The 12,322-nt window shown below is 62.9% G+C and carries 10 protein-coding genes and 1 pseudogene; 10 read left to right on the forward strand and 1 reads right to left on the reverse strand.

Annotation, left to right across the window (positions count from 1 at the left end; translation table 11 throughout):
- Nucleotides 1–80 precede the first annotated feature (80 nt).
- From IPM20_07665 to IPM20_07675, 3 genes are read left to right on the forward strand one after another with little or no spacing between them, the layout of a single operon-like run.
- Nucleotides 81–380 carry an iron uptake protein gene (locus IPM20_07665; protein ID MBK9131492.1) on the forward strand — a complete coding sequence of 100 codons (300 nt, stop codon included), beginning with the start codon at nucleotides 81–83 and terminating at the stop codon, nucleotides 378–380.
- A 26-nt stretch (nucleotides 381–406) separates the two neighbouring features.
- Nucleotides 407–2,119: a PepSY domain-containing protein gene (locus IPM20_07670; protein ID MBK9131493.1), complete on the forward strand. Its 1,713-nt coding sequence runs from the start codon at nucleotides 407–409 to the stop codon at nucleotides 2,117–2,119.
- On the forward strand, nucleotides 2,112–2,465 hold the full coding sequence (locus tag IPM20_07675) for a DUF3325 domain-containing protein (protein ID MBK9131494.1): 354 nt from the start codon (nucleotides 2,112–2,114) through the stop codon (nucleotides 2,463–2,465). The genes IPM20_07670 and IPM20_07675 overlap by 8 nt, the downstream gene beginning before the upstream one ends.
- Nucleotides 2,466–2,528: 63 nt before the next feature.
- Here IPM20_07675 and IPM20_07680 read toward each other — a convergent pair whose 3' ends face one another.
- Nucleotides 2,529–3,062, reverse strand: coding sequence for a hypothetical protein (locus tag IPM20_07680; GenBank protein MBK9131495.1), 534 nt, complete (start codon nucleotides 3,060–3,062; stop codon nucleotides 2,529–2,531).
- A 619-nt stretch (nucleotides 3,063–3,681) separates the two neighbouring features.
- Between IPM20_07680 and rimP the strand changes: the two genes are divergently transcribed.
- The 7 genes and pseudogenes from rimP (at nucleotide 3,682) to pnp (ending at nucleotide 12,121) form a co-directional block, all read left to right on the forward strand.
- Nucleotides 3,682–4,134, forward strand: coding sequence for a ribosome maturation factor RimP (gene rimP, locus IPM20_07685; GenBank protein MBK9131496.1), 453 nt, complete (start codon nucleotides 3,682–3,684; stop codon nucleotides 4,132–4,134).
- 32 nt (nucleotides 4,135–4,166) lie between these two features.
- A complete protein-coding gene (gene nusA / locus IPM20_07690; protein ID MBK9131497.1) occupies nucleotides 4,167–5,669 on the forward strand; it encodes a transcription termination/antitermination protein NusA in 1,503 nt (500 codons plus the stop codon).
- 51 nt (nucleotides 5,670–5,720) lie between these two features.
- Nucleotides 5,721–8,198, forward strand: coding sequence for a translation initiation factor IF-2 (gene infB, locus IPM20_07695; protein MBK9131498.1), 2,478 nt, complete (start codon nucleotides 5,721–5,723; stop codon nucleotides 8,196–8,198).
- Between the two features lie 32 nt (nucleotides 8,199–8,230).
- A complete protein-coding gene (gene rbfA / locus IPM20_07700; protein ID MBK9131499.1) occupies nucleotides 8,231–8,608 on the forward strand; it encodes a 30S ribosome-binding factor RbfA in 378 nt (125 codons plus the stop codon).
- Nucleotides 8,609–8,613: 5 nt separating this feature from the next.
- The gene (gene truB, locus IPM20_07705) at nucleotides 8,614–9,531 is read left to right on the forward strand and encodes a tRNA pseudouridine(55) synthase TruB (protein ID MBK9131500.1); all 918 of its coding nucleotides are present in this window, start codon (nucleotides 8,614–8,616) and stop codon (nucleotides 9,529–9,531) included.
- 104 nt (nucleotides 9,532–9,635) lie between these two features.
- The gene (gene rpsO, locus IPM20_07710) at nucleotides 9,636–9,905 is read left to right on the forward strand and encodes a 30S ribosomal protein S15 (protein MBK9131501.1); all 270 of its coding nucleotides are present in this window, start codon (nucleotides 9,636–9,638) and stop codon (nucleotides 9,903–9,905) included.
- 130 nt (nucleotides 9,906–10,035) lie between these two features.
- Nucleotides 10,036–12,121, forward strand: a pseudogene (gene pnp, locus IPM20_07715) (polyribonucleotide nucleotidyltransferase).
- Nucleotides 12,122–12,322 lie beyond the last annotated feature (201 nt).

Consider the following 12,322-nt stretch of genomic DNA (forward strand, 5'->3'; position numbering starts at 1 on the left):
AATTATTATATGCATTTATGTTGCGGCTGCTGCTGACGCAGCCCGACAGTTATTTCGCACATGAAGGACAGGGCGATACCATGGGCTCCGACATCCCAGCAGTCCCGCGCCAGATTCCCTCGCGCGTTGCCGCCAGTCTGCTGGGCGGATATGTGCTCACCTGGGGATTCACCGTGCTGGGAATCGCCTTGCTGGCGATTTTGGGCATGCCGTTCGAGGACGCCTACAAGCTGACCATGATGCTGGCGTTCCTGGTGTTTCTGGCCGCCTTCTGCTGGACATTCGCGGCGGCCAGCGTCGCCCAGGTGTGGGCCGTATTGACCGGCGGCGGCGCAGTCATGACGGGTGCGGCATGGTCGATATCGCGGTTTCTGTCATAAGGTCGGATATATAGGATTCATCGGCGATGTTCCAGTCCTTTCGCCTCTCGATGGCGTGGTTGCATACCTGGTTCGGCCTGGTGCTGGGCTTCGTGCTCATGGCGGCCTTTTTTTTCGGGGCCTTGTCGGTGTTCGACCGCGAGATCGATCGCTGGACGGTACCCGAGACGCGCTTCGCGCCGCAACCGATGCCTTCGTTCGACAAGGTGCTGGCGCCGGTCTTCTTTCACCAGCTCAGGCCGCATCCGGACGATATGGAGGCTACCGCTGAGCGCGTGATCGGGGAGCTCCCGCATCCGGACACGCTGAAACTGTCATCCTTGTACGCCTATACCACGCACCGCGACCCGGTCTTGTCGATCGGCGGCGAGTTCGGCATTCCCAACAAGCCCAGGGATGCGTCGGACGGGCATCAGCATGTGCACGGCTGGGCAAGCATCGATCCGCGCGATGGCAGAATGCTGAGCGATGACCAGCTCAATATCGGCACCGATTTCTTCTATCCGATGCACTACGGTTTGCACCTGCACTGGATGAATCTGGGGATCTGGATCGTCGGCCTGGCGGCGTTGGCGATGCTGGCGGCGCTGGTCAGTGGGATCGTCATACACCGCAAGATTTTCCGCGAGTTTTTCACCTTCCGGCCCAGGAAACAGGTCCAGCGCAGCACACTTGATCTGCATAATCTCACCGGGGTAGTTGCCCTGCCGTTCCACTTTTTCTTCGCGCTGACCGGGCTGATCATCTTCGCCGGCATCTATTTCCCGGTTACCGAGACCATGCTGAAGCCCATGGCGCTGGCGCATCAACAGGCCGAGGCGGCGGAGAAGGGGCTGGCCTTTGAGCCTTCCGGCGTGCCGGCGGAACTCGCTTCGGTGGATGCGATGGTTGCCGAGGCCAAGCGCCGCTGGGCCGAGCGCGGCATGCCCGGCGAGGTGGGCTACCTGGAGATCAATCACATCGGTGATGCCAGCAGTTATGTCAGCATCTACCGCGCCGGCAGCGACCGCGTCACGCTGGTGGGACAGGCCGTGCATTTCGAGGGGCCTACCGGCCGGGTGATATATGAGGAACCGCCGGCGACGACGGTTTCCGGAATCAATGACTTTCTGGCCGGACTGCACCTGCAGCATTTCAAGCACTGGCTGCTGAGATGGTTCTACGTATTGGGCGGACTGGCCGGCTGCGTCTGCATCGCCACGGGCTTCATCTTTTTTGTCGAGAAACGCAAGCGCCAGCACGCGAGCCAGGGCCTGTCGGGTTCGCGCTGGGTAGATGCCCTGGCGGTGGCTACGGTGACTGGAATGCTCATCGCAACGCTTTCGATCCTGGTAGCCAATCGGCTGTTGCCGGCTGACCTGGCGCATCGCAGTGACTGGGAAGAGCGGATTTTTTGGTTCGCCTGGCTGGTGGCGCTGGCGCATGCCTGGTGGCGTACCGCCCCGGTGCTGCGGACAAAGATCGCCCCCGCCTGGGCGGAGCAGTGCTGGACCGTGGCCATACTGGCCCTGGCTGCGGTGGTGCTGAACTGGGTCACCACGGGCGATCATCTGCTGCGGACCCTCGGCGAGGGTTACTGGCCGGTGGCGGGATTTGACCTTGCCCTGCTGTTCAGCGCGGGGGTAGTTCTGCTGGCCGCCCTGCATCTGCACCAAAGGGCGCGCGCCACGGGGACCGCGGTAGACCAAGAGCCTGCAGACGATAACGACGGTCTGATGCGGGGGGCAGATCATGCCTGAGGCGCTGTCCCTCGCCACGGCGCTGGCATGTAACGTGATCGGCCTGGCCTGGCTTGCGCTCGCCATGCAGGCGCACTGGCAGCAGGTGGTCGGCCAGCGCGTCTTGCCGGTGCGCACTGCGACTGCCTTACGCATGCTGGGTATTGCCGGACTCCTCGTATCGATGGTGATTTGTGTGGGTACCGACCATGCCTCGATGGCCGCGCTGGTCTGGGTCATGTCCCTGGCCGCGGCCGCGCTCATGGTTGCATTCACGCTGACCTGGAGGCCGCGTGTCTTCGCGCCGCTGGTGTTCTGGTCGCGCTCCTCCCGCGACCCTTGCATCGAGGATTCAGCCGGTATCTGATCCCACAGCACCCTCCGTTTGCAGTATTCCCAAGGGAGGCTTGATTGCTTCGAATGAAAATACTTAATGAATTAGGGTCGAAGCCCGTACGGCTGTGGCTCCGGAATGCCGGTCTGGCCGATCGACTCCGAGGAGCGTTTCTTCGCCGCACAGGGGCAAGGTGAGACCGGCCAGCAATAACTCCCCGGCCAGAAGAAGAGCGTGGGTGCCGGCCCGACGGCAGGCGGTAGGCGGTATCCAGTCCGACAGGGCGGATGCCGCTGCATTTTTACGATTGTGCTGCAGCAGCCCGATGATCCGCAGCACGCGGCGCTCGTCCCGACCCAGGAGGTGGCAATGCATGGGGCGGAAATCCAGCGGTTCGTACGTGGCGAGCACGATTGCTTCCATCAATTCATGGAAGGCCATGGATCCCTTTTCCGATACCCCCGCGGTGGCGAGTCCTTCGTACCAGTGGATGCCCATGTTCCGCTCGGCAGGTCCACAGGCCGCCGTCACCCACAGGCGCAGGGTCGTGACCAGCACGAGTTCGGGCGTGGTCAGGGTCCCCTGCGGGGTGGCATCGGGGTCGGGCAGCGTTTGTTTTCTGTGATTCATCGAATACGCCTTCCCTTGCCGTGCGTCGGATCTGGCCAGTATATATATTGCCGCCTCTCAGTTGCAAATAATTCTCATTTAATTTAATTACCCTGGCGGGGGAAACGGGTGCGTCGGTGTCTGCCGGGGAAGACGCCCCTGGTTTGGTTCGCAGTCTCCTTGGCAGCCCAGTCATGACAGCGGTTCGTTCCGGAAGCTAGGCAGCCGAGAGGGCGGACAGGAGATGAAGGCTGGTGAATCGGGTCGATGTCCTAGGTTCGCCCATGCGCGGAGTGGGTGCTGGACTGCTTTGCCGTCGGCCGGAGATTCAGGGAATCCGGGATGTGAGCGCGCTGGATCCGCGGCAGCCCATTGAAGCGATCATGGTTGTATATCATGAAGTTAAGTGTTTGTTGAAAAACAAAAGTCATATTCCTATAATATGGCACCCACCGGGCGGGTCCGCCGTAGTCCAGGACTTGCCGTAGTTCAGGACTTGCGCTGCGCCGCCAACGGGGGCGGGAACTGTAGCAGTAGTTTCCGGTCTACACAGGCAGCCGATGCCGTTCTGGCGCCGGGCGGGGGAATTGAAGTGGGCCTATGGGCCCATTTTTGTTTTTAGCAGGGTTGATGCATGGGCATGGAAATTACCGCGCGATTGCGGCAGATGCTGGAGCCGGCGGTGGCGCTGCATGGCTGCGAATTGGTCGCCGTGGAGTATTTCCCGCAGGGCAACAACCAGACACTGCGCGTGTACATCGACAAGCAGGATGGTGTTACGGTCGATGACTGCGAACGGGTGAGTCATCAGATCAGCGGTGTGCTCGACGTTGAGGATCCGATCGCAGGCCATTATCTGCTGGAGGTATCGTCGCCAGGGCTGGACCGGCCGTTGGAAGGCGCGCGCGACTTCGAGCGTTTTCGGGGCAGGGAGGTTCGTCTGCGCCTGCATGCGGCGTTGAACGGGCAGCGTAATTTCAAGGGATTGTTGATGGGCTTGCGCGGCGAGCAGGTGGTGCTGGAAGTCGACGGCCGGGAAATCGAACTCCCATTGCGGGATGTCGACCGGGCGCGTCTGGTCCCCGACATCTGATATGTAGTAATGATCAGGCAGAGGCAACGGAGATGAGTAAAGAAATTCTGATGGTCGTGGACGCGGTGTCCAATGAACGCGGCATCGGCAGGGACGTTATCGTTGGCGCGATCGAGTCGGCGCTGGCGGCTGCCACCAAGAAGCGCTACACCGAGGATGTCGACGTGCGGGTTTCCATCAATCGCGATACGGGCGATTACGAGACGTTCCGCCGCTGGCAGGTGGTGGAGGATTCCGTGGTCATGGAGAATCCCGATGCCCAGATCCGCCTGGATGACGCGGTGGACGTGAATCCCGATGTCAAAGTCGGTGACTTCATTGAAGAACCGATCGAATCCGTGGCCTTCGGCCGCATCGCCGCCCAGACCGCCAAACAGGTGATCATTCAGAAGGTGCGCGAGGCGGAGCGCGCCCATATCGTCGAACAGTATCACGACCGGGTGGGCGAACTGCTTACCGGCGTGGTGAAGCGGGCCGATCGTGGCAGCATTGTGATTGACGTTGGCGCCAACGCCGAGGCCCAGCTTTCCCGCGAGGATATCATCCCGCGTGAATCCGTCCGTCCGGGTGACCGCCTGCGCGTGTACCTGAAGGCGGTGCGGCCCGAATCACGCGGCCCGCAGCTGCACGTCAGTCGTACCGCGCCCGAACTGCTCATCGAGTTGTTCAAGCTCGAGGTTCCCGAGGTGGGCGAAGGTTTGATTGAGATCGTGAGCGCCGCGCGCGACCCCGGTTCGCGCGCGAAGATCGCGGTCAAGGCCCATGACGAGCGTATCGATCCGGTGGGTGCCTGCGTCGGCATGCGCGGCTCGCGAGTGCAGAGCGTCTCCAACGAACTGGCGGGCGAACGTATTGACATCATCCTGTGGGATGAGAATCCGGCCCAGTTCGTCATCAATGCCATGTCGCCCGCCGAAGTCGAGTCCATCGTGGTGGACGAAGAGTCGGGCAGCATGGATCTGGCGGTCAAGGAGGAACACCTGTCGCAGGCGATCGGCCGTGGCGGCCAGAACGTGCGGCTGGCCAGCCAGTTGACCGGCTGGGAGCTGAACATCATGACTGAGCAGCAGGCCGAGGAGAAGAGTGAGGCCGAGGCGAATGCGCTCAAGCAGCTGTTCATGGAACAACTGGATGTTGACGAGGAAATTGCCTCCATCTTTGTGCAGGAAGGTTTCTCGAGCATCGAGGAAATCGCTTATGTGCCCACCAAGGAATTGATCGAGATCGAGGAGTTCGACGAGGACATCGTGCAGGAGCTGCGCGCCCGGGCGCGCGACGTGCTGCTGACGCGCGCCATTGCGAACGAAGAAGACACGGACGGACGGGAGCCGGCGGAGGACCTGCTCGCGCTGGATGGCATGGATGCGGAGCTGGCGCACAAGCTGGCGGCCAAGGGGATCGTGACCCAGGAGGATCTCGCCGAGCAATCGGTCGACGACCTGCTCGAGATCGAGGGCATCGAAGAGGGGCAGGCACGCGAGCTGATCATGGCCGCGCGCGCGCCCTGGTTTGCCGCGGAAGAGCAGCAAAGCTGATATTTTACTCTTCGATCGATATAGAGAACCGAAACGGAAGCATTCAACTTCATGGCGGACGTGACAGTAAGACAACTGGCGGAAGTGGTCGGCATCCCGGTCGATCGTCTGATCCTGCAACTGGGCGAGGCCGGGTTGCCGATCACGGACGCGGATCAGACCATCAGCGACAAGGACAAGATGGAGCTGTTGACCCATCTGCGCAACTCGCATGGCAAGGACAGCGACAAGAGCGAACCGAAGAAGATCACGCTGCGGCGCAAGACGGTCGGTGAGCTCAAGCTGACTACGCCGACGCACGGACGCGCCAAGCCGCAGACGCGCAAGGTGAACGTCGAATACCGGCGCAAACGTACTTACGCCATGCGCGGCGAATTGCCGCCCGAGGGAGCTGAGCCGGCCGTTGAGGAACAGCCGATGGCGCCGCCGGCGGAGCAGGCGCAGATCGAGGTGCCGGCGCCGGTCGTGGAAGCCGCCCCGCCGGTCATCGTCGAGCCGGTGCGCGAGCTGGTGCCCGACATCATCGTGGTTCCGTCCACCGTGGAAGCAAAGCCGACGGATGGGGCGCGTCCTTCCGCGCCCGCGGCCGAGACGGAAGAGTCCGGCGACAAGAAAGGGAAGCGCCGCAAGAAACGCGACGAACGCGAGACCAAATACGGCCGCGAGGAGCTGCATGTCAGCGCGGCGCCGGGCGGCGCTCGGCGCAAGAAGAAGACCAAGATGAAAACCGCGTCGTTCAATACGCCGCGGCACGGCTTCGAGAAACCGACCCAACCCATCGTGCGCGTGGTGACCATCCCCGAGACGATCACGGTGGCCGAGCTGGCGCAGAAAATGTCGGTGAAGGCGGCCGAGGTCATCAAGGCGATGATGACCATGGGCAGCATGGTGACCATCAACCAGGTGATCGATCAGGAAACGGCGGCGGTGGTGGTCGAGGAGATGGGCCACAAGGTACAGTTGCTGCAGGAGAACGCGATCGAGGAGCAAGTGCTCGAGCGTGATCATGAGGATGAGGGTGAGGAGACCCCGCGTCCCCCTATCGTCACCATCATGGGGCACGTCGACCACGGCAAGACCTCGCTGCTCGACTACATCCGTCGCACCAAGGTGGCGGCCGGCGAGGCTGGCGGAATTACCCAGCACATCGGCGCCTACCACGTGGAAACCGATCGTGGCGTCATCACCTTCCTCGATACCCCCGGTCACGCCGCCTTCACGGCGATGCGCGCGCGCGGCGCCAGGATCACCGACATTGTGGTACTGATCGTGGCCGCCGATGACGGCGTCAAGCCGCAGACCCTGGAGGCAATCAAGCACGCCAAGGCCGCCAAGGTACCGATCGTCGTCGCCATCAACAAGATCGACAAGCCGGACGCCGATCCGGATCGCGTCAGGCACGAACTCGCCGCGCAGGAGATCATTCCGGAAGACTGGGGCGGCGATACCATATTCACCCAGGTTTCCGCCAAGACCGGATTGGGCGTCGATGACGTGCTGGAAGCCATCCTGCTGCAGGCCGAGGTAATGGAGCTCAAGGCGGTGCCGGAGCGTGCCGCGGCCGGCACCGTGATCGAATCCAGTCTCGACAAGGGGCGCGGACCGGTCGCCACCATCCTGGTTCAGAACGGCACCCTGCACAAGGGCGACGTGATCCTTACCGGTACCGAGTACGGTCGTGTGCGGGCGATGCTCGATGAGAGCGGAAAACCGGTTGATGCAGCCGGTCCTTCCATGCCGGTGGTCGTGCTGGGTCTTTCCGGAACACCGAATGCGGGCGATGACATGGTGGTAGTGGCCGATGAGCGGCGCGCGCGTGAGGTCGCGTTGCATCGCCAGGGCAAGTATCGGGACGTCAAGCTGGCCGCGCGCAAGGCGACCAAGCTGGAAGACCTGTTCACGGGCAAGGAAGGCACCCCGACGCTCAATATCGTGATCAAGGCCGATGTCCAGGGTTCGGTCGAGGCGTTGAAGGATGCGCTTACGCAGCTGTCCGGCGAGGAAGTGGCCGTCAATATCATTTCGGACGGCGTCGGTGGCATCACCGAATCCGATATGAACCTGGCGCTGGCCTCGAACGCGGTCGTGATCGGCTTCAACGTGCGCGCCGACAGCGTGGCGCGGCGTCTGGCCGAGGAAAACGGCATCGACCTGCGCTACCACAGCATCATCTACAACGTGATCGAGGAAGTGAAGCAGGCGCTCTCCGGCATGCTGTCGCCGGAGTTCAGGGAACAGATCATCGGTCTGGCCGAGGTGCGCGACGTGTTCAAGTCGCCCAAGTTCGGCGCCATCGCGGGTTGTCTCGTCGTCGAGGGCGTGGTGCGCCGCAGCAATCCGATCCGTGTCCTGCGCGACAACGTGGTCATCTATGAGGGCGAGCTCGAGTCACTGCGCCGCTTCAAGGACGATGTCAACGAGGTCAAGGCCGGGACCGAATGCGGTATCGGCGTGCGCAATTACAACGATGTCAGGGTCGGCGATCAGATCGAGGTCTACGAGAGAGTCGAGGTGAGGCGGCAGCTGTAATCCGCCGCAGCGGTAATCGCGGGCCGAGCATTATGTCGAAGGAATACAGCCGCACATTGCGTATCGGCGAGCAGATCCGGCGCGAACTCGCCGTGCTGATCCAGCAGGAAGTGAAGGATCCCCGGCTCGGCATGGTGACGGTGGCCCATGTCAAGGTATCGCAGGACCTGTCCCACGCGAAGGTATACGTGACCGTGCTCGGCGGTGAACAGAGTTCCGCCGGAGAGACGCTCAAGGCGCTCAATCGCGCGGGCGCGTTCCTGCGCCATGAGCTCGGCCGGCGCCTCGTGCTGCGCGTGATGCCGCAGCTGCACTTCGTGTACGACGAGTCACAGGAAGACGGGGCCCGTCTGGTCTCGCTGATCAACGCCTCCGTGGCCGCCGACAAGAAGAAAAGCGAGGGAGGCTGACCGCGATGGGACAGCGGCGGCGGGACGGAGAGCGCGACGTCAGTGGCATCGTGCTGCTGGACAAGCCGGCCGGCATCACTTCGAACGCGGCCCTGCAGGCGGTGAAGCGACTGTTCCGGGCGCGCAAGGCCGGGCATACCGGCAGTCTCGATCCGCTCGCCACCGGCCTGCTGCCGGTCTGTCTGGGGGAAGCGACCAAGCTGTCCGGCTTTCTGCTCGACGCCGACAAGCGTTATCGTACCGTGATCGGCCTCGGTGTCACGACCACGACCGGCGACGCAGAGGGGGAGACGCTGCGCGTGCGCGAGCTCGCCGGCCTGGATCGGGGCCGGGTGGAGGAGACGGTGGCGCGTTTCACCGGGGCGATCGAGCAGGTCCCTCCGATGCATTCAGCCCTCAAGCGCAACGGCGTGCCGCTCTACAAATTGGCCCGCCAGGGCGTTGCGATCGAGCGTGAGCCGCGCCCCGTCGTTATTCACGAACTCACGGTGGTGCGTGTCGAGCCGGACAGCATCGAGCTTGATGTGCACTGCTCCAAAGGCACCTACATCCGGGTTCTGGCCGAGGATATCGGGGAGGCGCTCGGCTGCGGTGCCCATGTCCGTTCCCTGCGCCGGACCGGCGTGGGAGGTTTCGACACGAGCCGGATGGTCGCGCCGGAGACCTTGCGCGAACTCGCCGAACAGGGCCCGGAGGTCCTGGATGCCCGGCTGGTATCGATGGAGGAGGCCCTGCTGCACTGGCCGGACGTCAGGCTCTCGCCGGACGTGGCGTTTTTCCTTCGCCGCGGCCAGGCCGTGTTCGTTCCCCATGCGCCGGCGCGCGGCTTCGTGCGGATCTATACCCGGGAGGACCGGTTTCTGGGTATCGGGCATGTCCTGGAGGACGGACGGGTGGCGCCGAAACGGCTGGTAAACTGTTGAAATGGCTGCTGGCGGGGGCGTCGGGATTGTCTTGTAAGCCGCAGGAATACAAGCTAAAATACGCCCCTCTTTAAACGACTCAAACTGTTGAAACGGGAAACGCGATGGGATTAGACGCTCAAGCAAAAGCAGACGTGGTAAAGAAGTATCAACGCTTCGCCGGTGACACCGGTTCGCCCGAGGTTCAGGTGGCGCTGTTGTCGGCGCGCATCGATCAGCTGTCCGATCATTTCAAGGAACACAAGCACGACCATCATTCGCGTCAGGGACTCCTGAAGATGGTGAGCGCGCGCCGGAAGCTGCTCGATTATCTGCGCACCAGCGATGTGACGCGCTATCAGGACCTGATCGCCAGCCTTGGCCTGCGCAAGTAGTCATTGTCCACTGTCACGGCTCGAAGCGGGTGACGCCGTCGCCCGCGCACGGCTGTTCCCTGCACCGGGGCTTGCCCGGACGCGTGTCAGTGATCCCTGATCCCATCCAGTCTTTCTTAAGGAATTTACCGTGACCCCAGTGAAAAAGACATTTCAGTACGGCGACCACAAGGTGGTCATCGAATGCGGCGAGATAGCGCGGCAGGCTACCGGCTCCGTGATGGTCAGCATGGGCGACACCGTCGTGCTGGTAACCGCGGTCGGTCAAAAAGAGGCCGTGCCCGGACGGGACTTCTTCCCGCTCACCGTAAATTATCAGGAACGGACGTATGCGGCCGGCAAGATTCCGGGCGGATATTTCAAGCGTGAGGGCGGCCCACCGAAAAGGAAACCTCACCTCCCGCCTGATCGACCGCCCCTGCGACCGCTGTTCCCCAAAGGATTCACCAACGAAGTACAGATCATCGCCACCGTGGTCTCGCTGGACAAGGAGATCGATCCGGATATCCCGGCCATCATCGGCGCTTCCGCGGCCCTGGCGCTGTCCGGACTGCCCTTCAATGGCCCGATCGGCGCGGCCCGCGTCGGTTATCTGAATGGCAATTTCATCCTCAATCCGACCTTCTCGCAGCTGGCCGAATCGCAGCTCGATCTGGTGGTCGCGGGCACTGAAGGGGCGGTGTTGATGGTGGAATCCGATGCGCGCGAGCTGCCGGAGGCCGTCATGCTGGACGCCGTACTGTTCGGTCATCAGCAACAGCAGACCGTGATCAAGGCCATCCGTGAACTGGCCGCCGAGGCCGGAGCACAGTCCTGGAACTGGCAGGCCCCGGAAGAGGATCGTGATCTGCAGGCACGCGTCCAGTCCGAGTGCGCCGCCGATATTGCCGCCGCCTACCAGATCCAGGAGAAGAAAGCGCGCCAGTCGCGGTTGTCCGAGATCCGTGCCGGCGTCGTCGGCCGGCTGGCCGGAGGCGAAGGGGCGGACTGGTCGGAGGACGCGGTCAAGAATGCCATTTCGAAGATCGAAAAGAAGACCGTGCGCGAGCGCATCCTGGCGGGCCAGCCGCGCATCGACGGCCGCGACACGCGTACGGTGCGTCCGATCTCGATCCGCGTCGGCCTGCTGCCGCGCGTCCACGGTTCGGCGCTGTTCACGCGTGGCGAGACCCAGGCCCTGGTCGTGACCACGCTCGGCACCGGCCGCGACGCGCAGATCATCGACGCGATCGAGGGCGAGCGCCGCGAGCCCTTCATGCTGCACTACAATTTCCCGCCCTACAGCGTGGGTGAGACCGGCATGGTGGGTTCGCCGAAGCGCCGCGAGATCGGCCACGGCCGGCTGGCCAAGCGCGGCGTCGCCGCGGTGCTGCCGGACATGGACAGCTTCCCGTACGTGATTCGCGTGGTCTCCGAGATCACCGAGTCGAACGGCTCCAGCTCGATGGCGAGCGTGTGCGGTGCCAGCCTGTCCCTGATGGATGCGGGCATTCCCCGTCAAGGCACCGGTGGCCGGTATCGCCATGGGTCTGATCAAGGAAGGCGATCGCAGTGCGTTCTGTCCGACATCCTGGGGGACGAAGACCACCTCGGCGACATGGATTTCAAGGTGGCCGGCACCGCCAACGGCGTCACCGCGCTGCAGATGGACATCAAGATCGACGGCATCACGCGCGAGATCATGCAGGTGGCGCTGGCGCAGGCGCGCGATGGCCGCATACATATCCTGGAGCAGATGAACCGTGTCATCTCCAAGCCGCGCGAGGATATCTCACAGCACGCGCCGCGCATCATCACCATCAAGATCAATCCGGACCGGATCCGCGACGTGATCGGCAAGGGCGGCGCTACCATCCGCGCGCTGACCGAGGAGACCGGCACCAGCATCGACATCACGGACGACGGCACGGTGAAGATCGCCTCGGTCGACCAGGTCGCCAGCGACGAGGCGGTGCGGCGTATCCGTCCAGCTGACGGCGGATGTCGAGGTCGGCAGTATCTACGAGGGCCGGGTCTCGAAGCTGATGGACTTCGGCGCCTTCGTCACCATCCTGCCGGGCAAGGACGGTCTGGTGCACATCTCGCAGATCTCCAACGAGCGTGTCGACAATGTCAGCGACAAGCTGTCCGAGGGCAAGATCGTCAAGGTCAAGGTGCTCGAGATCGACAAACAGGGCCGTATCCGCCTCAGCATGAAGGAAGTGGAAAACAGCTGACTCCGCCTCGGATAGACGTGAATGAAAAAGGGGCGCAAGCCCCTTTTTTGTCGCCTTTCATCGCCGCGCGCGCGCGGACTGAAGTTGCCGCCTCGCGGCGCGCGAGGATACAATGAAAACCTTGGTTTTCCGCGCAACCGGCCGCCCACGAATGGCTTCCTATCCGACGATCGAGGATTTTGTCGGGAACACCCCGCTGGT

The organism is Gammaproteobacteria bacterium (assembly GCA_016716465.1).
Classification (GTDB): domain Bacteria; phylum Pseudomonadota; class Gammaproteobacteria; order SZUA-140; family SZUA-140; genus JADJWH01.